Raw genomic sequence first — 24001 nt, 5'->3', positions numbered from 1 at the left:
CGCCAGCAAAGCATGGAGCCGAGGATGCCATCGAAGGATCTGCGCCCGATCATTCAGGATTGGCCCTTTGAATCGGGCCAGATCAAGGTCCGCAAGATCCGCGGGCTGGATAACCGAGTGAAGATCCAGATGCGCGTGGATCTGGGGGTGCTCCAGATGGAGACGGAAGGCCGGCCCGACGGGCAACGGCCTTTCAATTACGAATCCCTGCTGGAATACCATTTGGCCCGGCTTGAGTCTCACAAGCGGCGCAACGGCACGGACTTGGGTTTCAGCCTGTCGCCCGATGAATGTCTGGCGATCCGCGACGAGAGCCTTCAATACTACCATCGGTACCTGGCCAGTTTCGCAATGGAAGACTACGACATGGTCGTCCGGGACACCCAGCGGAACCTGGACGTTCTGGACCTGTGCTGCAAGTATGGCGAGCAGGAAAGCGACCGGATGGCCCTGGAGGCACACAGGCCGTACATCATCATGATGAACACGCGGGCCAAGGCGTTGGGCGCCATCGGCAACGGGCAGTATCTTACCGCTCTGGCGCACGTGGAGCGGGGATTGGTCAGCATTCGCGATTTCTTCAAAAAATACGGAACTTCCAAGTCGTTCAACCACAGTCCCGAGGTCGTGATTCTCAAGGCGTTGCGGCGTGAGGTCCGCAAGCAGTTGCCCGTGGACCCGATTCGCAAGCTCAAGCAAGAGCTTGCCGACGCTGTGGCGGAAGAGCGATTTGAGGACGCCGCCCAGCTCCGCGACAGTCTCGAGGCCTTGCTGAAGCAACACGGCGGGCAGTCGTAAGCGGGTGTGCGCGGTCGAGCGTCGGGGGGTCCTGGGGCGACGGCCATTAATCGGGTTCGTCGTGTCAAGCCTTCTCCAAGTGATCGGTCACGTTTTGGCGGTCCGACGGCGGAGTTTTCGCCACGCATAGTACACCGGCACGCCAGCGAGGATGCTGCCGAGGCTCAGCAGCGACGGCATCGGCCATTCCTTGAACGCGAAAACGGCCGTGAAGAGGGTGGCGGTCATGAAAAAGGCCGGCACGACAGGATATCCTGGGACCCGAAACGGGCGGGGCATTTGGGGACGGCGGATGCGCAACACATACACTGCGGCGATGAAGAGCAGGGCGAACAGCGAGAGTCCGACGGCAGCGTACTGATAGAGGCTCTCAAAATCGGTCAGAAAGAGAATCGCGATCGCACAGGCGCTTTGGGCCAGCGTGGCATTGACCGGGACCCGCCCTCGTGGGCTGATTCGCCCGGCGATTGACGGGAAGAGCCCGTCGCAGGCCATCGCAAAATAGACGCGCGGTCCGGTCACGATGAAGGCGTTCACCGTGGCCAGGAAGGTCAACCCAACCACGGCCGAGAACGCGCCCGCGGCACGTCGGCCGAGCGATTGTTCGACGGCCATCCATGGAACCTTCTCTGCGTTATGAAAACCGACCTTTACCAGCGGGACCGAGGCCGCAAAGAACAGCATCATCGCCAGATACAGTGCGGTCACCGCCGCGGTTCCGAGCAACAGGGAACGAGGTAGCATCCCAGCGGGGTTTTTCACCTCGCCGGCGAGGTAGCTTGCGGCGTTCCACCCGCTGTAAGCGAACATCACGTAGAACAACTGCGATGCGGCGGTGCCGAGCCCGACATTCGCCGGGGATCGATTGCCGGCGATCTGCTGGAAAGTCGCTTCTCCGCAAATGAACCCGGCGGCAACCGCGGCGACAAAGACGCCCAGCTTGACGACGGTGGTGAGGTTCTGCACCCAGGCTGACTGGCGATGGCCCAGGAGATTGGGGGCGGTAACCAGGATGATGATCGCAGTCGCCAGGACCTTCGTGGGCAACGACGCGGCCGACCCGGCCGCGACCATCCCGGAGGCCTGCAAAAGATACTTGGAGGCCACGTGGGCCGCGACCGCGAGCGGAGCCGAGAAACCAAGGAAGAACGAGGTCCAACCGGATAAAAATGCCGGCATTGGACCGTAGGCCTCGCGCAGGTACACGTACTCACCGCCCGCGCGAGGCATCGCAGCAGCAAGTTCGGCCACGCACAACGCACCGCACAGCGCGAGGAGGCCGCCCAGGATCCAGAGACCGAAGATGACCGTGTGATTGCCGAGCGAGGCCATCATGTAGCCTGGTGAAACGAGGATTCCCGTTCCGACCATGCTGGCGATGACCACGAAAGTGGTGGTGGCCAACCCGAAACCGCGAGGCATCTGCTCTTCACGAACGTCCATGGGTCACTCCGTCCGGGCGTCATCATCGCGACTTTGGGACGAAACACCAGCCCCCGGCGTTTGCGCAGCGGTGGTGTGGCGATCGGGGCCGGCGCGTCGATCTCTTCTCAGCGGCGCGACGCGGTGACCTGCATGATGTCGAAGGTATTGAGGGTGACGCCCCATGCGGCCGGGATGACACTTTCCAAGACGCGGTACGCGACCGGCAAGCGGAGACCGAGAACCAGCAGCGAGTAGAGAATCTGGCGAAGACTGCGGGCCACACCGATCGCCCGGATGTCGATGACCTCGAACCCGTGATTGCCTAACAGACGGGTAATGGTGTTGCGATCGAAGTAGTGCAGGTGCGATGGCGGGTGAATCATCCGCCACTTGCGGCCGCGCCAGCGGGCCAAGACGCTGCCGACGTCGCCGGTAGTGAGACACAGGATTGCTCCGGACCTGGACAGCTCGGCGACGCGGGCGAGGAAGCGATCAGGACGTTCGAGATGCTCGATAACGTCCCACATCACGGTGACATCGACCTTGCCGCCGATGGTGTGCTCATCGGCCAGCAGGAAATCATCCGTTCGCACGTCGAGACCCAGCACCTCCCGGGCGTGGCGGGCCGCCTCCCAATTGATCTCGAAACCTACCGTCTGGAAATGTGCCCGGGCAAGGTCGAGGAAAAAGCCGTAAGCCGACCCGATCTCAAGCAGGCGCCCGCCGGGACAGCGTTTGCGGATGTGCTTGAGGCGTCGGCGGAAGTTTCGCTTCAGAAGGGCCTCATCGCCGAGGTAATCGAGGTATTCCTGGCCGGTGAAATAGGCGCCCTGGTAGATCTGTCGGGCATCGATGGGGTTTTCGAGACGGGCAGTCACAAACCCACAGACCGGGCACTTGAGCAGAATGTCCAGGAAAGGCTCGAATCCCTGATGAGAGCAGACCATGCAGGCCGGCGGCATGTGGGTTACCCCATGTCAGAAGACCGTCAGCCGACCTCTCGCTTCTGGAACAGGGCGACGGCAATCAGAAGCCAGGCCAGAACGATCAGCATCGCGTAGCCAAATGCCATGCCCACGTATGGCGCGGTGATACGGTTGTTCTGGGTCAAGGCATCTGCCACCCAGAGAAACGCCAAGTTGGGCGAGAGCCAATAGGCAAATCGGGCCAGGAGGCTGGTATCGCGAAGTTGCCCAAACAGATAGTCGGAGGCCAAACCGATCATCAGGACCAGTGTGCAGATCGCCAGCGTGGCCACTTGGCCGAGGCGAGTCGAGACTGCCACCGCCACGGCCGTGGCGATCATGACCATGGCAAAGACCAGGGCAACGGCCCCGATGATTTGACCGTCGATGAAGTCTTTGCCGAATTGCTGTATTTCCCACGTAGGACCGATCAGACACACCAAGACCAGAGCCAAGGTCATCAACGGGATTGAGATAGTTACCGATGTCGACGAGAACTGCATGTCATACAAGTAGTTACAGAGAGCGGCGATCAGCAGTGTGGTAAAGAAGGCAGCGCATCCGAACACGATCACGGGCACATCGAAGTGGTCAGAGCTGCGGGACATTACCTTGTGCCGCATGGTCAACAGGAAGACGATGCCGTTGAGATAGTAGGCTATAGCCAGGGCCCCGGACAAGCCGGCGAACTTGCCCAGAATGAACACGGGACGGCCGACCGGCTTACTGACGACGGTCAGGACCGTCTTGTTTTCGATTTCGCGCGACAAAACCCCTGCGGCACTGAAGGCCGCCAAAAACAAACCGCACACAAGCATCGTAGAAAGGCTAAGGTCTTTCAGGAGCTTGTTGTCGTCATCGAAGGTGTAGCCGGCCAAACCGAGGTTGAGCACCAACACGAAGGTGCTCGCAAGGAGGAGGATTCCGTAGATTGGCTGTCTTACGGTTTCTGTGAGACTGTTGGTAGCAATACCCAAGAACTTGGTGAACATGGCGCCCAACTATCAGCAAGAACAGAGGTTACACTTTATCGATCGCAACGGACGAAACGCTCCAAGGCGGCCGGGCCCAAACTTGGCAGGCCGACCCGCATATTGTAGAGTACGCGGCTCGGCCGTCCACTGCTCGGCGGATTTCCGAATTGAGCTGGCAAAGATGTGCGTAGAGCCAACCACATGAGGCGCCATTGGAGATGGCGACTCACCAGAGAAACAGAGCATCATGACAACGCAAAGGCCTGAACGTAGAGCCCGTACTGTAGCACTCGCCGGTCTGGCTTTTCAGATCCTGCTGTCGGTCTTCTTCGCGGTCTTGTGGTCGTGGGGGAAGACGGAGGGACTGCGAGCCCTCATGCTGCTGTCGGCCATCGGGAACGCGATATGGCTGTTCCTTGTCATGGTCTGCCAGCAGCGCGTCCTGGTTCAGGAAGAGAAGTTCGAGACGGAGCAGCTTCGGCGGGAACGAGCGGCGGCAGGCGGCACCGATGCCATCTTCGACGTCGCGGACGAAGAGCTTCTTCTGGCTCGCCGGCGACTGCAGTGGATGTATCGGTGGATGCTGCCGAGCTTTTCGATCCTGGTGATTGTGCTGCTGGTTGTGGCCGGTCTTGTGGGATGGAGATGGTCGATCGGTGACTCGTTCTCCTCCGAGAATTGGACGGCCGTCGGCAAGGACAAGATCCCGCTGTTGTTCTTCATGACGCTTGGGGCGGCTTTCGTGAGTTTCCTGTTTTCGCGATACGCGACCGGCATGGCTCGCTACCGCGAGTGGCAGATCCTGCACGCGGGCGCCACCTGGCTGATGGGCGTCACGCTGGCATCGGTGCTTGTCAGTGCCGCCATGGGTGCGCTTTACATGGGGGCGACGCCCGTTTTCGAGCGGGTGGTGGCCTACATTCTGCGCATTCTGCTGTTCGTGCTGGCGGCGGAGACGCTCCTGAACCTGGTGCTTGACTTCTATCGGCCCAGGGCACCGGATGAAGAGCCGCGGCCGGCCTTCGACAGCCGGCTGCTGGGCCTGTTCACCGAACCCGGCGGCATCGCCCGCTCGATTGCCGATGCGATCAACTACCAGTTCGGTTTCGAGGTTTCGTCGACCTGGTTTTACAAGCTGTTGCAGCGTTCAGTGGTGCCGTTGATCGGATTCGCGATCCTGATGATGTTTGCGGCGTCCTGCCTGGTATTCGTGGGTGCCGACGAGGAGGTGGTGATCGAGCGTTTTGGGGTCAAACGGGACGTGCTGGGGGGCGGCCTGCGGATCAAGTGGCCTTGGCCGATCGAGAAAGCCTACAAGGTCGCCACCGCGCAGGTGCATGAGTTGAAAATCGGCATCCTCGACGAAGGCACGGACAAGGACGGAAAGAAAGAGCTATTCCTCTGGACGAACAAGCACGCCTGGGAGCCGCACCTCAACGTGCTCGTGGCCACGCCCAAACTGGCGGAGTACATCGAGAAGACCGACGGCCGCGTGACGACGGAGCCGGCCGAGGCCCAGGAGCGGCGGGCCCAGGCCGTCCCGGTGAGTCAACTGCGGGTCTCGGCCACCATCCTCTACAGGATCCGAGACCCCTATGACTGGCTGCGGCGATACGGCGGACCGGACGACAAGGGGCCTCGGGCGATGCTGACGGCCATCGCGAACCGGGAGATTATGCGGCAATGCGCCAGCGTGGAGGTCACCGCCTTGATGGGCACGTCGCGTGGGGCGGTTGAACGAAGCCTGCGGGAGGAGATTCAGAAGACGGCGGATCAGGAGAGCCTGGGTGTCGACATCGTTTTCCTCGGTCTGCAGGGAGTGCACCCGCCGTCGGAGACGGCCGAGTCCTTCCAGGCGGTTATCGGGGCCGAGTCGAAGCGGACGGCCTCGATTCGCAGTGCCAAAGCGGATCGCGACAAGCGACTGGCTGAAGTCGCAGGCGACGTCACCCGCGCCGAAAACCTCAACGACGCCATCCGCCGGCTCAATGAGCTGGAAGCCAGCGGCAAGGCGTCTGGGGACGAGCTTCAGGAAGCCCGCGACCGAGTTCAGCGTATGTTCTTCGGCGACGCGAAACGGGGCATCCGCCCCGTGGGCGGGCTCGCGGCCAACAGAATGGCCGAGGCCCGGGCCGTTCGGTGGCGGATCGAGAACCAGTCGGCCGGGCAGGCGATCGGCTTTGTTCACGAGATGGCGACCCGAAATGCGGCCCCGAAGGTATACCGCATGCGTAAGTACCTCGAGATGCTGGCCGAGGCCACCGCCGGCATCCGGAAATACGTTCTGGCCGCATCTGAGGCCCAGGGTTCGCTGCGAACCTTCCATTTGAACCTCCAGGACGCACGGGACATCCCGATCGACGTGGCCATCCAGAAGAAGTCGGATTGATCGGATCGGACAGGGGGACAGAGAACCCGAATCACGAGTATCGGAGAGACATGACTCATGAAGCGCAGTGTGCCATCCATCGTTGCGGCGGTTGCGATCGTTCTCATCCTCGTTTTTCACATGGTTACCTACCAGGTGCGTTTCAACGAGGTGGCCGTGGTGAGGACCTTCGGCAAGATCCAGGCGCCTGACCCGGTTACGGGCGAGTCGCCCGACGTGAAGACCAAGCCCGGCCTGAAATTCAAATGGCCCTGGCCGATCCAGCAGGTTTCCATTTTCGACAACCGAATCCAGTTGACGGAGACGATCGGCGAGGAGACCCCAACCCGGGACCGCAAGAACGTGGTCGTGACAACGGCCGTCGGCTGGTCGATCGCCGATCCCTACGTTTTCAGCATCCGCAATCAGGACATGAAGGATGCCGAACGGAAACTGCAGGTTCGGGTCCGCAACGATCAGAAAACGGTCATCGCGAGATACGATTTCGCCCATTTCGTCTCAACCAATCCGGACGAACTGAAGTATGACGACATCGAGCGGGAGATTTTCAGGGCGATTCAGGAGACGGCGCCGACGGCGAGCGAGCTTTTCGGCATCGAGGTTCGATACGTCGGGATCGAGGGGCTAGCGCTTCCCAAGCAGATTACCACGGACGTCTTCAACGCGATGAAGAAGGAGCGCGAGGCGGAGGCGGCCCGCTACACCAGCGAGGGCGAATCGGAGGCCAATCGCATCAAGGCCGAGGCGGAGAGCATCGCCGGCACGATCCTGGCTTTCGCCGATCGGCAGGCCGAGCAGATCATCGCCGAGGGCAAAGCACGGGCGGCGGCCTACAACGAGACCTTCAGAAAGGACGAGGATCTGGCGGTGTTCCTGCTGCAAATGGACTATCTGGGAAAGATACTGAAGGACCGCTCGACGGTGGTTTTCGACGGTCATCCGCCCTTTGACCTGCTGAAGGAAGCCAGTCTGCAGGGCAAGCCGGCGGCCGCAACGCGGCCTGCGGGGCGTATGCCCGAGCCGGCCATCGTTGAACCGAAGTGAGGACTCGCAGGGCCTGGCGGCCCGGCACGGAGTGACAACAGTGGCTCAGGACCATCCTCATCACGAACACATCGATCCCGATCACGGGCATGACTACTCATCTTCGGAGGAGCCGGCCGGTGCGGCCCCCGCCGAAGCGTTCGATGCCGCGAACCAGGCGCTGGTCGACGCGCTGAAGCTCAGCTTTCGAGTTCTGAAAGCGGTGATGATTGGAGCGGTTTTCCTCTACGTGTTGAGCGGTCTGTTCATCGTCGATCGGGACAAAGAAGTGGTCGTTCAGCTCCGGTTCGGCGAACAGATCAACACTTACGGAGACGGCATCCACTGGGCGATGCCTTATCCGATCGACGAGCTCATCGAGGTTCCCGTTTCGATGGACACGTTGACGCTGGACGCGTTCTGGCTGCAGATCAGCGATGCCGACAAGGGGAAACCGTTGAGCGAGTTGATGGCGCGCGGCGACGGGCTAGACCCTGGGGTGGACGGGGCCCTGCTCACGGGTGATCGGGGTATCATGCATCTGTTGACCCAGGCCCAGTATCGCATCACCGACGCCCAGCAATACGTCAGGAACGTTGTTCTTCAGGGTAACGATCGGACCGGCGAGAAGGACCTTCTGAGAGCGGTGCTCAAGAACGCCTGCGTAGCCAGCGCCGCTCGGACCACGGCCGAGGTCATCTCGAAAGATCCCAGCACCATGGTCTCGGGCGTCAAGATCCGGGCGCAGGAGATGCTTGATCATCTGGGTGCCGGCATCACGCTCGACAAGGTGGACGTCGTTCAGTCCTGGTATCCTTTGCAGGTTCAGCCGTCGGTCGACGCCGTCACCAATGCGATGAACACCAAACAGCAGGCGATCCAGTCGGCCTATGGCGAGCGGCAGAAGATCCTGAACGAGGCGGCGGGGAGAGTCTGGGAGGATTTGTGGAACGCGATCCAGGAGCTTGACCAGAAAGCGACCGACCAGGAGCGGAGCGAGGTCCTCGGCCGAATCGAGACGCTGCTGACGGCTCAGGCTTCGGGCAAGGCCGGCAAGCGCATCCAAGAAGCCCGGCAACAGCGAGAGCAGATCGTGTTGTCGACGCTGGCCCGGCAGAAGGCCTTCCTGGCCTTGCTGGAGGAACACCGGAAGAACCCCGAATTGCTTCGCCAGCGGTTGTTGGTGGAAGGACTCAAGGACCTGTTTGCCCAGCCTGGCGCGGTCAAATGGATGCTGCCGGGCGGCGAGAACAAGCAACTGGATGTGTGGCTCAACCCGGACCCGGTGGAATTCAAGAAAGCACAGGAGGCCGCAACTCGCCAGAGAACGGGAGTCGGCGCAGGCAAATGAGCCCGCGAGGCAGAAACCACAACCATTGAGCGGACCATCTATGTCCAGCAACGATCTATCCGTGATTCAAACCGCCGGGTTGACCAAGGTCTTCAAGGACTTCTGGCACCGGCAGCGCGTGGTGGCGGTGGACAAGCTGGATCTCGACATCCACAAGGACGAGGTCTTCGGCTTGCTGGGCCCCAACGGATCGGGCAAGACGACCACGATCAAGATGCTGTTGGGGCTGCTGTATCCCACGCGAGGGCGGATTCAGGTTCTCGGCCGTGCGCCGACCGACGTGGAGGTCAAGTCGCGGATCGGTTTTCTGCCGGAGGAGTCGTACCTATACCAGTTTCTCGATGCCCGCGAGACGCTGGACTACTACGGGCGTCTGTTCCGGATTCCGCGTCAGGAGCGGCGCCGGCGTGTGGAGCAGCTTCTTGAAATGACGGGTCTGGGTCGCGAGGCCCGGCGGCGGGTAGGCGAGTATTCGAAGGGCATGGCCCGGCGTATCGGCCTGGCCCAAGCCCTGATCAACGACCCCGATTTATTGATTCTGGATGAACCGACGTCGGGGCTGGATCCGGTGGGCACTCGCGAGATCAAGGATCTGATCGTCTTCCTGAATCGCGAGAAACGCAAGACCATTCTGCTGTGCAGTCACCTTCTGGCGGACGTCGAGGACGTGTGCCAGCGAGTGGCGGTGCTTTACGGGGGGCGGTTGCAGGCTCTTGGGCCGATCCGGGAGCTGTTGAGCCAAGAGAACCTGACGCAGATCACCACGGAGAAGCTCAACCCGGACAGCGTCGACCGCATTCGCCGTATCATCGAGCGTGAGGAAGGCCGGCAGGTCATCAGCGTGTCGACGCCGTCCGACAGGCTGGAGACGTTCTTCCTGCGGATTGTCCGGCAGGCCCAGCAGCTTCGCCAGACGACATCCGGTGCCACGGTGGGCGGCCGCATCGCCGAGTTTCTGACGGAATCGCCGGTCGGCGAAGCGGTGGTCGAGTCGCTGGTCGCCGCCGCCTCCAAACCGGAGCGGGTCGAGCCCGCCGCCCAGCCCGCGGCCGAACCCGGTGAATCGGCAGCAACCGAGGTGTTGAAAGAGCTGATCTCCTCGTCGTCCGCCGTTGCCGAGGCAACCTCGCCGGTCGAGAACGAGCCGTCCGCCCCCGTTCCCCAGATCGACGAAAGCGTGATTGACAGCCTGATGAATCGCGCCGACCGCAAGACCGGTCCGTCCAAGGAGTGACCCGGCATGTCGCGCATCTGGGCCGTCGCCCGCCACATGATCGCCGAAAGCATCCGGACCAAGGTCGCGCTGTTGTTTATCGCGATCATTCTGATCATCCTGCTGACCCTGCCGTTCACGGTGACGGGCGACGGGCTGACGATCAAGAGCCGGCTTCAGAACTACCTTGCTTATTCGCTGGGCTCGGTCGGCGCGCTGCTCAGTCTGCTGACCGTCTTTTTATCCTGTGGAACGCTGTCGAACGAGATCAGCGGGAAGTATCTGTTTTTGGTGGTGAGCAAGCCGATCCCGCGATGGCAGTTGTTCGTGGGCAAATGGGTGGGCGTGGTGACCCTGAACGGGGTGATGCTGCTGGTGACCTTTGCTGCGGCGTTGGCCTCGACGTGGTACATCAAGAATCGACCTGCGACCGTTCCCGGCGACGCGGAAGCCGTGCAGAAGGAGGTGCTGGAGGTCCGGCACAACTTCAGGCTTCATCAGCCGAATTGGAATCAGCTCGCCCAGGAACGGCTTCGTCAATTGCGGGAAGCAGGGGCCATCGAGAAGCTCTCTCCAGAAGAAGAGAAGGCCCTTATCGCGCGGCTCATCGAGGAAGCCAAGAGCGGATGGAGAACGCTGCGGCCAAGACAATGGCACCTGTTCGAGTTCCGTCTTTCCGAGATCGCGGTTGACAGGCGGAGGCACGCCGACGCCCTGGAACAGGACTACGTGTTCCTGCACATCAAGCCCCGCCATCCGGGCGGCACGGAAGACGCCGTTCTGCAAGCCGTGATCGCGTGCGGTGATCCACGGGAACCGCAGACCCTGACCCGCGAGGTGACCGCCGACTTCGTGGTGGAACGGTTTCACGACATCCCGATTCCCACGTTCGCGGTCAACAGCCGGAACACGTTGTACGTCCAGATCTTCAATCTGAGCGATAAGGACTCGATCACCTTCGAGGGTGACGATTGTTTCGAATTGCTCTATCCGCTCGGGACGTTTCACTGGAACACCTTGCGGGCGATCATGATCACCTGGTCGCGGCTGGCGTTTCTGGCGGCGTTGGGACTGATGATGTCGAGCTTTCTGTCGTTCCCCGTGGCCTGCATGGCCTCGTTTCTGGTGCTCGCGGCGGCCTCGATGAAAAAGTGGCTGGCCGACGCTTTTGAATGGACGATCCCTCAGGGAACGCGGGAAGACCCGATGTGGATCTTTGGTCCGCCGATGCGTCTGATCGGCCGGGCCTTCGTCAACCTGGTGCCCGATTTCACGCATTACGACGCGGTGAGCAACATCGTGGGAGGGCGGTATGTGCCAGCATTCTGGGTGCTGCAGGCTCTTGTCCTGTTGCTGCTGGTCCAGGGAGCGGTGCTGATCATCATCGGGTGCGTGGTGTTGACCAGGCGGGAGCTGGCTCGCGTGACCGCCTAGGCGGTCTGAAGGAGAGATTTGTCAGTGGGCAAGGGCGATCGTGGTCAATATGTGATCGAGCGTGCCGAGGCACAGCAATCCGCCACTTTGATCCAGTCGGCGGCGCTGCTCGGCGCGCTTGTCTGCGTCGTCCTGGCCGGCTTGCTGCAGGATCCGATCAACCGGCGGCGAGAGGACCTCCAACTGGTCATGCACTCGGACATCTACAAGGAGCTGCCGCCGGAATACGGATGGATCAGCGCTTTCGGCGGACCGCTTCGCGGCCTCGCGGTCCACTATTTCTGGTATCGTGCCGAAGAGCTGAAGCAGGAGGGCAAGTACTACGAGTCACAGCAGTTGGCCCGGTGGATCTGCACGTTGCAGCCGCGTTTCGCGCAGGTATGGATCTTCCAGGCCTGGAACATGTCGTACAACATCTCCGTAGCGACGCACACGCCCCAGGAACGCTGGCAGTGGGTGTACAACGGTATTCGACTGCTGCGCGACGAGGGCATCCCGAACAATGACCGGGTCATTGCGTTGTACCGGGAGCTCACCTGGATCATCTTCCACAAGCTCGGAGACCGGATCGACGAGTTCCACAATTTCTACAAGCGAAGATGGGCGGCGACGATGGAAAACCTGCTCGGTCCGCCGCCGGTGGGGGTGAGTGACGAGAAGATACTCGACTGGTTCCGGCCGGTGGCCGAGGCGCCGGTACAACTGGAAGAAGTCATGGCCAAACGACCGAAGGTGGCCGAGCTTGTGAAAGCGTTGGGCGACCTTGGCGTCGACGTGCGGAGTACGACGACAAACGACAAGGTGTTTCATCCGTTGGAGAAGCTTTTCTTCGAGCCGTACGCCCGGTTTCTTCATGAGAAGGACATGACCGGGCTTCGGGCCCAGCCGGCCCAGACGAGCGAGCCGCAACGCCGGCTGAACGAGTTTTTTGCCGCTTCGGCCGGTGAGGACTTCGACGCCCTGCTGGCGTGGCTGCGGGCGAAGGTACTGCGCGAACAGTACAAGATGGATCCGGCATTCATGCTGTCGATGACCGAGAAGCTGGGAACGGCCAAGCCTATTCCGCTCGACTGGCGCACCCCGTGGACGCACGCCATCTATTGGTCGATGTACGGCATGAAGAAGGGCGAAGAGGTTCATAACGTCCAGGAAATCGACCGTCTGAACACGGATCGGGTGATGCTCTACGGCCTGCAGAACCTGGCGCGGATGGGGCGATACATCTTCCGGAACAATCCGGACGAGCCGTTCAGGTCGTTCCTGGAAACGGGTCCCGACCTGCACTTCGTGGAGGCGATGCACAACAAGTACATTGAGCTGGGGAAGAAATACGCCGAGCCGGACGAAAACGTCGAGAACCGCACCTGCGAGATGTTGCGAGACGGGCACGTGAATTTCCTCGAGGAAGCGGTGATGAATTTCTACTTCGCCGGCCGGAACGACGAAGCTCGTCATTATCTGGATTACCTGGCCAAGCACTACCCCGACCCGAACACCAACCAGCCCAAGGAGATCTATTTCAAGACGGTGGACGAGTTCATGAACAACCGGATCGGCGAGATCATCGACACGCAGCCTTCGGCGATCGCACTCATCGGCAACCTGCTTCGGAGAGGTTACCTCGCGCTGGCCGGCGGCAGCAGCGACGAATTCGGAGCGGCCGTACGTCGCGCGGCCGCCATCTACCAGCGATACCAGGAAGATGCCGTCAGCAGCGAGATGAATCGTCTGCGTCTGCCGAGATTCGAGTCGATACGGGCCGGGGCCTTGTTCCGCTTCGTGGCCGACGCAACGATCCCGCTTTACGTTCGCTCGTTCGTGTGGCGATACGAGGGAATGACGGAAGAGAATGACCTGGTCCGCAAGTACTGCTACCACTTTGACATGCCCGGCCTGCTCAAAGCCCTGGGCGAGGAATGCGCGGAAGAAGGAATTGACATGAAGCTGGCGTTCCCTGAGCCCTCCGGCATCGAGCAGTGGCTGAAGGAGAATCCCGCTCCGGTCCTTCAGGAGGACCTGGACAAGGCCCCGGCAGGCGCCAGCAAAGGGGGATGAGTCCGCTTGCACGGAAGCGTTCACCTGGCCTGCCGAATTGTCTCGATAACGTAGTCCTGCTGCTGGGCGGTCATTTCTGGGAACACCGGCAGTGAGAGAACTTCCTTTGCGGCCTTTTCGGCGACGGGGAAGTCACCCACGCGGTAGCCCAGATTGCGGTAGACCGGCTGGAGATGGAGCGGGATCGGATAGAAGATTTTGGCCCCGATGCCGGCCTCCGTCAGCCTGGCTCGTAACGCGTCACGATTCGGGGAGCGGATGGTATATTGGTGATAGATGTGCCCGCAGTTGGGGTCCCTGTGCGGCGTGACGACGCAATTGCCGGCCAGGGCGGCATCGTATCGGGCGGCGTGCCGGCACCGACGGTCATTCCAGGCGGCCAAGTGCGGCAACTTCGCCCGCAGGGCAACCGCCTGAATGGCGCTCATACGGAAATTGGCCCCCAGCCGCCCGTGTTCATACTCGGAAGTCTGTCCCTGGTGGCGCACGACTCGCAGCGTTGCGGCCAGCTTGTCGTCATTGGTCAGCACCATCCCGGCTTCGCCGATCGCGGACAGGTTTTTCGTCGGATAGAAGGAAAGGGTGGCCGCTTTTCCAAAACTGCACGCGGGCCTGCCCTTATAGGTCGCGCCAATGGCCTGCGCGGCATCCTCGATTACGGGGATTCCGTGACGGTCGGCGACTGTGAGGACGCGGTCCATGTCGGCGCATTGGCCGTAGAGGTGAACAGGAATAATCGCCTTGGTTCGTGGTGTAACGGCCTTGGCGACGGCATCCGGATCGATGTTGTACGTATCCGGAAGAATGTCCACGAAGACCGGTCTTGCTCCGACGCGCGAAACGCTCGCCGCGGTTGCAAAGAAGGTAAACACCGGCACGATGACCTCATCACCCGCGCCGACATCGAGAGCCATGAGAGCAGCGACGATGGCGTCCGAACCGTTGCTGACACCGATGCCGTGGGCCACGCCGCAGAGCTGAGCCACTTCGCTCTCAAGAGCCTCGACCTCGGGTCCGAGGACGAAGCCGCAGGTCTTCAGCACCCGGTCGATTCCCGCGCGAACCTCCGGCTCGACGGTGCGAAACTGTGCAGCCAAATCAAGTAACGGTACTTTCATGCGGCACAGTATCCGCGTTTTGCCTGGTCGCGACAACCTGAACGTTCTGGGACATTGCTTGCCGGAGGCGCAGCAAGCGCGCACTGCGCAAAAAAAACTTCCGGGGCGAATTGGTATTCGGTCCCGGAAGTGCGCCACGGCTAAGACAGCCGAATATCTGGGGTGAAACCCTGTTCCGTTGACGTACCGACGACGCGCGATAGAGTCGCCGACACGATATTCATCCATGCGTGTGCGACCGACTATACCGCTGTCCCGGCGGCCATGTCAACGAATGCATCGGCGAAACGATCAGAAACCATGAAAACCGTAACTTCATTACAGATAATGGGTTGTGCATAGCGTCTCGTTGTGAGTGATTCCCGTCCTTCACAAGTCGTTGGGTCTGCGATACTTGGACCGGGCCTGAGAATCGTGCGTTTTTTTCACCATTTTTTGCTGGTATGGCCGGGCTGCGGAGGCGCCGTGCCGTCTCAGTTATAGGACGTTCACCGAAGGTCTTGATCCATCAATGTTTAGGCAAGAAGCTCGAGATTCATCGCTTCTCTGGACGGAAATGCGTCAGTTTGGCGTGGAAAAGCTGTCCCGAACCAAGGTCATGGATTATGGTCGGCTTTACAGGAGCGGATACTTGGTTTGCGGAACACACCCGCAAGGAGGCCAACATGAGAGTTCTCGATCGGGTCTACCGGGAGAGTTTGACGTTGCTGACAGACCTGTACCTGTTGACCATGGCAAACGGCTACTGGAAGCTGGGTCGGGCCGAGGACGAGGCCGTCTTCCACCTGTTCTTCCGAAAGCACCCTTTCGGGGGCGGCTATACGATCACTTGCGGGCTGGAATACGTGCTCGACCTGATCCGGGGGTTTCGTTTCAGCAACACGGATCTCGAATACCTGGCCGGGCTCAGGGGAAACGACGATGCACCGCTGTTTGAGCCGGCATTCCTGGATTATCTCGGCGATCTGAGGCTTCGCTGCGACATCGCCGCCATTCCCGAAGGCACCGTTGTCTTTCCGCAAGAGCCGCTGATTCGGGTTCAGGGTCCGCTGCTTGAATGCCAGTTGCTGGAGACGCACCTGCTCAACATCATCAACTTCCAGTCGCTGATCGCCACCAAGGCGTCGCGGATCTGCCTTGCCGCCAGCGGGGGAACGGTGCTGGAATTCGGTCTGCGCCGAGCGCAAGGCATGGATGGGGGACTGGCTGCCAGCCGGGCCGCTTACATCGGCGGTTGCGATGCCACTTCGAACGTGCTGGCGGGCAAGCTATTCGGCATCCCGGTTCGAGGGACCCATGCCCACAGTTGGGTGATGTCGTTCGACGGGGAGCTGGAGGCGTTCGATGCCTACGCCAAGGCGATGCCCAACAACTGCATATTCCTGGTTGATACCTACAACACGCTTGAAGGCGTGGCCCATGCGATCGAGGTCGGACGGCGGCTTCGGGAAAGCGGCCACAAGATGATCGGCATTCGCCTCGACTCGGGGGATCTGGCATACCTGAGCATCGAGGCTCGCAAGATGCTTGATGCGGCAGGCTTCACGGACGCCCGCATCGTGGCAAGCAACGACCTCGATGAGGAAACGATCCGCAGCCTTAAGGACCAAGAGGCCGCGATCTCGATCTGGGGCGTCGGGACGCGCCTGATCACCGCCCATGACGAGCCGGCCTTGGGCGGCGTCTACAAGCTCTCAGCGATCCGACGGCGGGGCGGAGCGTGGAAGGACTGTGTCAAGGTCTCCGAACAGGCTATGAAGACCACGGCGCCGGGCATCCAGCAGGTCAGGCGGTTTCGGATGGGGCAGGAATTCATAGGGGACATGATATATGACGAAAGGCTGGGCATTTGCGGTCCGCCGGTGATGATAGACCCCGTCGATCCGACGCGGCGCAAAATGATGCCGGCCGATGCGGAACATGAAGATCTGCTGGTTCCGGTGGTAATCAAGGGGCAAGTCATCTATCAGTCGCCTGCCATCAGCGACATTCGCGAGCGGGCCGGGCGGCAACTGGCCGCACTCCACAAGGGCATCAAGCGTTTCCTTAACCCGCACGAGTACCCGACGGGCCTGGAGCAGAGGCTTTACGACCTTAAGACGAAGCTCGTGCTGCAAGCGAGGAACGCGCCGGTCTGACCCTGCGAGCCTTTGAGGGAGAAATCAACGAAACCGGATTCTTATTTGACTTAGTGTGAAATATACACTATGCTAAGCGTGTAGATTACACTGAAAAGCAAGGAACGACCCATGCCGCACACGTACCAGTACCCTCGTCCGAGCCTGACCGTTGATTGCGTGGTCTTCGGCCTGGATGACGAGGACCTCAAGGTGTTGCTCATCCAGCGTGACCTGCCGCCCTTCGAGGGGCAGTGGGCCTTACCCGGCGGTTTCGTGCGAATGGATGAGACGTTGGAGGAGGCCGCCGAGCGGGAGCTGCGCGAGGAAACCGGGCTCTCGGACGTGTACCTCGAGCAACTGTACACGTTTGGCGACCTGGGCCGCGACCCGCGCGAGCGAGTGGTGACCGTGGCCTACTACGCGCTGGTCAATCTGCGGGACCATCGCGTACAGGCCGCCACCGACGCCCGCAACGCCGCCTGGTTCGCCGTCGAAGACTGCGCTAAGCTGGCGTTCGATCACGCTCGCATCCTGCGAATGGCCTTGCAGCGGTTGCGCGGCAAGGTGCGCTACCAGCCGATCGGCTTTGAGTTGCTGCCGCCGAAGTTCACGCTACGGCAACTGCAGCATCTGTACGAAAAGGTGCTCGATCGGCCGCTCGATAAACGCAACTTTCGCAAGAAGATCCTGGGCATGGGGATTCTTATCGAACTCGACGAAGTCGAGACCGACGTGGCCCACCGGGCCGCCCGGTTGTATCGCTTTGACAAGAAGCACTATGACCGGCTGACGAAGAAGGGGTTCAATTTCGAGATATGAATAGCGAAGAAAAGAAGAGAACGAGCAAGTTTCTCAGCTACGTGTTGCGGCACCGGCCTGACGAGATCGGCCTGGAGCTGGATCGCGCGGGCTGGGTGTCGGTGGATGTGTTGCTGGTTCAGTGCGAGGCGCACGGTCGGCCTATTTCCTGGGAGCAACTGGAGGAGGTCGTCCTGACCAATGACAAGCAGCGCTTTGAGTTCAGCGACGACCAAGCGATGATCCGCGCGAGGCAGGGGCACTCGATTAAGGTCGATCTCGGATACGTCCCGGTCGAGCCACCCGAGGTCTTGTATCACGGCACGGCCGTGCACAACCTCGAATCGATTCGTGACAAGGGACTGCTCAAGGGCAAACGGCACCACGTCCACCTGTCGGCCGAGACAGTGATGACCCTGAAGGTCGCGTCCAGATACGGCAAGCCCGTCCTTCTGAAGATCGACGCACGGAAAATGCACCAGGATGGCCATGTGTTTTACCGAACCGGCAACAACGTGTGGCTCACTGATCATGTGCCGCCGGAGTACCTGACTTGGCCGGAGACCTGAAGCTCTCGGAGAACTCTGATGGTCAGCATCAACGATTCAAGGCTCTTCTCTGGCGCCTTCCAAGGTTGCATCCTCGGGACGGCCGTCGGTGATGCCATCGGTCTGCCGCGGGAAGGCCTGTCCGCCCGGCGGGCGGCGAGACTCTTCGGCTCTGCCCCTCTCGATCACCGCTTGCTGATAGGGCGAGGAATGGTCAGCGACGACACTGAGCACACCTGTATGGTTGCGCAGGCGCTGCTGGCATCGAAGGGAAACCCGGACGCTTTTGCTCGATCGCTGGCCTGGAAGCTGCGATGGTGGCTCCTTGGCTTACCGGCCGGGGTGGGTTCGGCGACCGCGCGATCGATTCTCAAGCTGTGGTTGGGATTCCCGCCTCATCGCAGCGGAGTCTGGTCCGCGGGCAACGGACCTGCCATGAGATCGGCGATCCTGGGAGTCTACGCCGGTGATGATGACGATCTGCTGCTGAGGCTGGTACACGCGTCGACGGTGATCACCCACTGCGACCCGGCGGCCGAGCATGGTGCGCTGGCCGTGGCCCTGGCGGCACGTTACGGAGCCATGAGAGGCAGCGAGGGTGTTCGGCCGGCAGAGTTCCTGGCGCACGCGGAGAAGTATCTGAAGGATGCGCCGTTGATGCACTTGCTAAGCCGAGCCAACGATCATCTTCAGCAAGGAGATGATGCCGCAGAATACGCCGTGGCGCTCGGCCTTCGTCACGGCGTGAGCGGCTACATCAACCACACCGTGCCGGTGGCATTGTATTGCTGGCTGCGGCGGCCCGACGATTTCCGATCTGCCGTGGAGGCGGCGGTGTTGCTTGGCGGGGATACGGATACGACGGGTGCCATTGTGGGGGCGCTCATGGGTGCGACGCTGGGTGTTGAGGCGATTCCCGCGGAATGGCTGGATGGGCTTGCGGAGTGGCCTCGAACAACGCAGTGGATGAGAACGCTCGGGGAACACCTGTCTGAGGCGAAGACCCATGCGGGGATGGAGGGCCAGTTGCCGCTTTTCTGGCCGGACGTCCTGTTGCGAAACGTCTTCTTTCTCGGCGTCGTGCTCGCCCATGTGTTGAGGCGGTGCCTGCCGCCGTACTGACAGGTAAAAGGGTGAGAGCAGAGGCAAGAGGAACGTCTTCGGCCGGGCTGACCGACGAGAAGGTTACGTTGTTGCCGGCTCGGGGACTGAGGAAGGTCTCACAAGGCAGGGGCGACGGATCGGAGAAGATCATTGTTCACGAGGTGCCCGTTCACCAGGTTTGTTCCCGGCCGGCCAACCAGTTCCTTGCCCTTGTAGATCGAGCCGCCCGCAACCATCATCAAACGCCCGTCCGCGGTAATCGAAAGCTTCGGGTCGCGCAGGTCGACGCCCTCCTCAGTCAGCAAAGCCGCGGAAGACCACTTGTCGCCGTCGACCGACTCCAGCACGCGCAGCTTTCCGTCGCCGCCGACATGGCCCTCGCCCTCGCGGAAGGTGCAGTACCACTTGTCCTGAAAGCGGATGAGATCGGTGAAGGCGTTGTGCGGGGCAGCGTCCCAGATCCGCTTGACGGAGACGATCTCGCATTGCGGCACATCCCCCGGCCGGCTCGCCGGTGCGTCCTGGGCCAGGGCCACAACGCTCGACGTTACTGCACACGCCAGACCAATCACAGTTGTCCTTCTCATCAGCTCGTCCTTTCGCGATAGCGGAACGGCCCGTGTAAGCGGCCGGTCTACATCTCGTTTGAAATTGGCCACAACATGTCTTCCCGAACGAAGGTCACGAGGCAGGCGTTGCCCTTTGGGCAGCGATCATCGCCTGTAGTGCATGCCAACCGGCCAGTTGCTGTGGTGTCAGCGTTGCCGGCCGGCCCCTGCGAAGGTGATCCGCGACCGCCCGCAATCGACGACGCGTGGCCCGCGGCAAATCGGGTTTGGAGTTGACCACCAGGCCGGTGACGAGTTGTCGATCGTGACGACGGGAAACCCGCAGCTTGCGATGCATGTGCAGGCGGTAGCCCTCGCTCGCAATGACGGCCTTGGCAGCATGGATCAAATCGTTCGGGCGAGGCTGCCGGCGTTTTTGCCTTTCCAGCGCTTTGGGATTTGCGCACCGAGTCGCAGCCAAGTCGGCGATTCGAGCCGAGAAGGTGATGTCGTCGGCGTATCGTGAATAGGAGAGGCCTCGGCTCTCGGCAAGTGCCGCCAGTCGAGCATCGAGGCGATAGTTGACCAGATTGCTCAACCGCGGACTCGTCGGTGCCCCCTGAGGAAGGGAGCCCTTATAGGTGCAGAGACGGGTCAATATGGTGGCCGCCTCCTGGTCATATCCGATGAAGCGGAAGTATCGCTCGACGCGATCGGCCGAGATCGAGGGGAAGAAGTTCACCAGGTCGAGACGGATGACGATGTCCTTATCGACGTGCGGCAGGGCATTGGTGACGATGGAGTGGCCGCGTTCGAAACCAGTGGCGTTGGGGTGGGCGCGCAGGCGGCGTAACAACCTGCGCAGGATCAAGCGTTGAACGGCCATGAGCGGAGGGGCGGGTGCCTGGATGGTTCTCATGCCTCCGCTGCGTTTGGGAACCTGAAAAGCCTTGTAGCTCACATCGACGCGGGCCAGTTCGGCCGCATCGACGCCGAGTCGCCGGGCCAGATCGACGGTCGTGAAGCGCGGAGGCGGTAACGCCGGCTCGACACGTCGTGAAAACAGGGATTTCAGAAAGCCGAACATGGCTGTCATCTTCAAAACTGGACGCGGGCGCGAGCCAATGGCTGCGCCCGCGACCGTCTTGCTGACGGATGCGATCCGTCGCTCTGGATGTAAGGAAGCACGAGACTTCCCGGCTGACGAAACATCAGCCCGTGTCCTGCGTTTGGACACCGCCAAGACGGCAGCACCATCATGGTGCGGAAAGCGCGGCGAATCAACGCGCATCCTGTGTCAGCGGGTGCTCGCATCTGGAAAAGGGCAAACCCGAGGATCGATCTGTGCGACGGCGGCCAGCCGCCCGAAACCGGCGCCGCCGCGTATTGGCCAAGGCGTGATTGGCAACCTTATTATGGACAAGGGTTTGCATTTGTTCTTGTGTGGGCCGCATTTGGTCGATTAGAGGCGTGGACGCCGTATCTGGATATCAAGGGAAGTCCGGGCGGGTTTTCCCGTGCCCGACGTCAGGTTCTGGACACCTTGTGTCGTCTTATAATTGGACTAAGCCTGCCGCGCAGGTGGAACGTATGCTCCATCGCCTGCAATAGAGAAAGGGGGTCTCGTTCATGCGACGCTATTCACTGCTGATTGCGATTGGGTTCTTGTTCTCGCTCAGTGGCGCCAATTGCCTGGACTTTCTGAATAACAAGCCTCGTGTGGCCGGCCTCAAGGGTTTCTCGTCGGGCGAAGAGCTCAGGAGCTACTTCGCCAGTCAAGCGAGCAACTCCATGAGAAACAATTACCGCAACCCATTCCCGATCTTCTGGGGCGGTTTTCCGATGGCTCCCACGGATATGGCGACCGGTGGCGACGCCGCAAACGGAGCCGAGGGCGGCGGGGCTGATCGAGGCGATGATTATTCCGGAACCAACATCCAGGAGGCCGGCGTGGATGAGAGCGATCTGGTGAAGAACGACGGGGATTACATCTACGTACTCGACGAGAGCACGGTGCACATCGCTTCCGTTTCGCCCCTGGCCGAGGCAGCCAGCATCAAGCTCGACTCTTATGGAGACTCGCTCTATCTCTATGGGAACAAGCTGATCGCCTTATCGCAGGAATACACGTACTATCCCATGCCGCTTTTGATGGATTCGTCGGTTCGCTTCGGTGCCGCCAGAGAGTCCCTTGCTGAGACCGGAGAAGGTTCGGAAGAGCCGCCGGGCGAAGGCAGCGACGCCTCGGAGGGAGAAGGCGACTGCACGACATCCGGAGATGATAGCGGCGCAAGCTGCGATGACGGGGATGACTCCTCAGATGATCTCGACGAGGACGATATTGTCGGCGGCCCATGGAACGACGGAAGCCAGGTGCTGGTGACGATCATCGACGTGACCGACCCGGCCAACCCCGCCGTGGAAGCCAAGATTCGACTGGAAGGTTCGCTGGCCTCCAGCCGCATGATCGAGAGCAAGCTGCACGTTGTTCTGACCACCACGCCGCGGCTTCCGTACGACATTACCTTCAGGGAGTTAGACGAAATCACCCTGGAAGAGTGGTTGCCGGATTACGAGATTGAAAACGCCTCGGGGGGCAAGCAGTCGGGCGACATCGTCGGCTGGGAAAACGTTTTCCGTCCGCTGGACGAACAAGGATACGGCCTCACCACCGTGGTTACGCTGGACGTCAACGACCCGACGGGCGAGCCGGTATCGACCAGCATCGTCGCCGATGCAGGAACGATCTACGCGAGCACCGAGGCGCTTTACGTAACGGACACCGAATACGGCTGGTCCGGCTTCTGGGAAATCACGCGAACCGATACCGAGATCCACAAGTTCCGCTTCACCGAGACGGGCACCGAGTACGCGGCCAGCGGGCTGGTACCGGGGCGTCCCCTGAATCAGTACTCGCTCGGCGAATACCAGGACTACCTTCGCATCGCGACGACCGAGGATGACTTCAGCGGCAACGGGAACGGCACGACCAACAACGTGTACGTACTCGGCCAACAGGGGGACGCATTGAACATCGTCGGCAGCGTGGAGAACATCGGCCGGGGCGAAACGATCTACTCTGCCCGGTTCATCGGCGAGCGGGGCTTCGTGGTCACGTTCCGGCGGACCGACCCGCTGTTCGTCATCGACCTGAGCGAACCGACGTCGCCGCAAATGAAGGGTGAACTGATCTGTCCGGGATACTCGGATCACATTCAGTTGCTGGATGAGAACCACCTGCTGACCATCGGCAAGGACGCCGAGCCTGACGGCGATTGGGCGTGGGTCAAGGGCGTGCAACTCTCGGTCTTCGACGTGAGCGACATGGAGCATCCACAGTTACAGTACCGCGAGAGGATCGGCGGCCGGGGAACCAACAGCGAAGCGAACTACAACCCGAAAGCGTTCAATCTGTGGAAGCCTCAAGGCGAGGATTACGGTTTGTTGGCGTTTCCGATCGACGTGTACGACGAAGGCACGTCGGGCAACCCCTGGTCCTATGGTGATTGGAAGTTCAGCGGGTTGATGGTCTATCGTGTGAGCGTGGCAAACGGCTTCGAGTATCTAGGCGGCATTTCCTCTGTTGATACTTCCCAGGTGAACGGCTGCTACTGGGGCTATTACGGCGGTTATACCCGGGGCGTGTTCATCAGGGATAGCGTCTTTTCGGTCACCCCGAATGGGGTGAAAGCCGCCGCGATCGGCGAGGTGTCCACGATTACGGCCGAGGTTGAGTTTGCCGGGGCCGATCCACCCTACGACTACTGCGGGGGCTGGGTCGAGCCGATGATCATGGTCCCCGACGAGGCGGTTGATCTGCGATAACCCGGGGTGTGAGAGACTCTGAAAGCTCGTCCCCTGCGTCTGCAGGGGGTGGGCGGCGCACGACCGTGACCAAGAGAGGCATCAGGGGATGGGCCGATCACCGACGGTGAAGGCTCACCCCTTTTTTGTGTTGACAACGCCCTCTTGTGCCGATATGATTCTCTACGATGAGGTCAGGTATCACCCAGCCCGGTTCCTACGCCTGCCAAGGCTTGCTCCTGCTCAGCCTGGTGCTTAGTGCGCGCGTAGGGTCCGCGGGTGGCTGATCCGGTCTGAAAAGCAGCGAAACCCGAAGCCCTACGCAGCGTCGCGT

The 24001-nt window shown here is 61.0% G+C and carries 18 protein-coding genes; 12 read left to right on the top strand and 6 right to left on the bottom strand.

What is annotated here, in order from left to right; translation table 11 throughout:
- Positions 1–24: 24 nt before the first annotated feature.
- On the top strand, positions 25–798 hold the full coding sequence (locus PLL20_07375; GenBank protein HPD29798.1) for a UvrB/UvrC motif-containing protein: 774 nt from the start codon (positions 25–27) through the stop codon (positions 796–798).
- Between the two features lie 87 nt (positions 799–885).
- On the opposite strand, the gene PLL20_07370 is transcribed toward PLL20_07375, so the two are convergent.
- The 3 genes from PLL20_07370 to PLL20_07360 all read right to left on the bottom strand — a co-directional run bounded on the left by PLL20_07370 (position 886) and on the right by PLL20_07360 (position 4180).
- Positions 886–2241: an amino acid permease gene (locus PLL20_07370; protein ID HPD29797.1), complete on the bottom strand. Its 1356-nt coding sequence runs from the start codon at positions 2239–2241 to the stop codon at positions 886–888.
- 107 nt (positions 2242–2348) lie between these two features.
- Positions 2349–3185, bottom strand: coding sequence for a class I SAM-dependent methyltransferase (locus PLL20_07365; GenBank protein HPD29796.1), 837 nt, complete (start codon positions 3183–3185; stop codon positions 2349–2351).
- A gap of 26 nt (positions 3186–3211) precedes the next feature.
- The gene (locus PLL20_07360) at positions 3212–4180 is read right to left on the bottom strand and encodes a hypothetical protein (GenBank protein ID HPD29795.1); all 969 of its coding nucleotides are present in this window, start codon (positions 4178–4180) and stop codon (positions 3212–3214) included.
- A gap of 229 nt (positions 4181–4409) precedes the next feature.
- Between PLL20_07360 and PLL20_07355 the strand changes: the two genes are divergently transcribed.
- The 6 genes from PLL20_07355 to PLL20_07330 are packed head-to-tail and all read left to right on the top strand — an operon-like array spanning position 4410 to position 13627.
- Positions 4410–6551, top strand: coding sequence for an SPFH domain-containing protein (locus tag PLL20_07355; GenBank protein ID HPD29794.1), 2142 nt, complete (start codon positions 4410–4412; stop codon positions 6549–6551).
- 57 nt (positions 6552–6608) lie between these two features.
- The gene (locus PLL20_07350) at positions 6609–7595 is read left to right on the top strand and encodes a protease modulator HflC (protein HPD29793.1); all 987 of its coding nucleotides are present in this window, start codon (positions 6609–6611) and stop codon (positions 7593–7595) included.
- 40 nt (positions 7596–7635) lie between these two features.
- A complete protein-coding gene (locus PLL20_07345; GenBank protein HPD29792.1) occupies positions 7636–8925 on the top strand; it encodes an SPFH domain-containing protein in 1290 nt (429 codons plus the stop codon).
- Between the two features lie 40 nt (positions 8926–8965).
- The gene (locus tag PLL20_07340) at positions 8966–10159 is read left to right on the top strand and encodes an ABC transporter ATP-binding protein (GenBank protein ID HPD29791.1); all 1194 of its coding nucleotides are present in this window, start codon (positions 8966–8968) and stop codon (positions 10157–10159) included.
- 6 nt (positions 10160–10165) lie between these two features.
- Positions 10166–11572 carry an ABC transporter permease gene (locus tag PLL20_07335; protein ID HPD29790.1) on the top strand — a complete coding sequence of 469 codons (1407 nt, stop codon included), beginning with the start codon at positions 10166–10168 and terminating at the stop codon, positions 11570–11572.
- Between the two features lie 24 nt (positions 11573–11596).
- Positions 11597–13627 carry a hypothetical protein gene (locus tag PLL20_07330; protein HPD29789.1) on the top strand — a complete coding sequence of 677 codons (2031 nt, stop codon included), beginning with the start codon at positions 11597–11599 and terminating at the stop codon, positions 13625–13627.
- 20 nt (positions 13628–13647) lie between these two features.
- Here PLL20_07330 and PLL20_07325 read toward each other — a convergent pair whose 3' ends face one another.
- Complete coding sequence (locus tag PLL20_07325) at positions 13648–14745, bottom strand: DegT/DnrJ/EryC1/StrS family aminotransferase (protein HPD29788.1); 1098 nt, start codon at positions 14743–14745, stop codon at positions 13648–13650.
- Between the two features lie 665 nt (positions 14746–15410).
- On the opposite strand from PLL20_07325, the gene PLL20_07320 reads away from it, so the two are divergent.
- The 4 genes from PLL20_07320 to PLL20_07305 all read left to right on the top strand — a co-directional run bounded on the left by PLL20_07320 (position 15411) and on the right by PLL20_07305 (position 19333).
- The gene (locus PLL20_07320) at positions 15411–16883 is read left to right on the top strand and encodes a nicotinate phosphoribosyltransferase (protein HPD29787.1); all 1473 of its coding nucleotides are present in this window, start codon (positions 15411–15413) and stop codon (positions 16881–16883) included.
- 111 nt (positions 16884–16994) lie between these two features.
- A complete protein-coding gene (locus tag PLL20_07315) occupies positions 16995–17684 on the top strand; it encodes an NUDIX domain-containing protein (GenBank protein HPD29786.1) in 690 nt (229 codons plus the stop codon).
- Positions 17681–18232, top strand: coding sequence for an RNA 2'-phosphotransferase (locus PLL20_07310; GenBank protein ID HPD29785.1), 552 nt, complete (start codon positions 17681–17683; stop codon positions 18230–18232). The genes PLL20_07315 and PLL20_07310 overlap by 4 nt, the downstream gene beginning before the upstream one ends.
- An 18-nt stretch (positions 18233–18250) precedes the next feature.
- Positions 18251–19333, top strand: a complete 1083-nt coding sequence (locus tag PLL20_07305; GenBank protein HPD29784.1) for an ADP-ribosylglycohydrolase family protein — start codon at positions 18251–18253, stop codon at positions 19331–19333.
- A gap of 98 nt (positions 19334–19431) precedes the next feature.
- Here the strand turns inward: PLL20_07305 and PLL20_07300 are convergent, their stop codons facing one another.
- Together PLL20_07300 and PLL20_07295 are read right to left on the bottom strand one after the other, a co-directional pair.
- A complete protein-coding gene (locus PLL20_07300; protein HPD29783.1) occupies positions 19432–19902 on the bottom strand; it encodes a hypothetical protein in 471 nt (156 codons plus the stop codon).
- A gap of 94 nt (positions 19903–19996) precedes the next feature.
- The gene (locus PLL20_07295; GenBank protein HPD29782.1) at positions 19997–20959 is read right to left on the bottom strand and encodes a reverse transcriptase family protein; all 963 of its coding nucleotides are present in this window, start codon (positions 20957–20959) and stop codon (positions 19997–19999) included.
- Between the two features lie 533 nt (positions 20960–21492).
- On the opposite strand from PLL20_07295, the gene PLL20_07290 reads away from it, so the two are divergent.
- A complete protein-coding gene (locus tag PLL20_07290; protein HPD29781.1) occupies positions 21493–23688 on the top strand; it encodes a beta-propeller domain-containing protein in 2196 nt (731 codons plus the stop codon).
- The last annotated feature ends 313 nt before the right edge of the window (positions 23689–24001 follow it).

This window comes from Phycisphaerae bacterium (genome assembly GCA_035384605.1).
In the GTDB taxonomy this organism is placed as follows: Bacteria; Planctomycetota; Phycisphaerae; order UBA1845; family PWPN01; genus JAUCQB01.
This window is presented reverse-complemented; position numbering and strand designations above follow the sequence as displayed.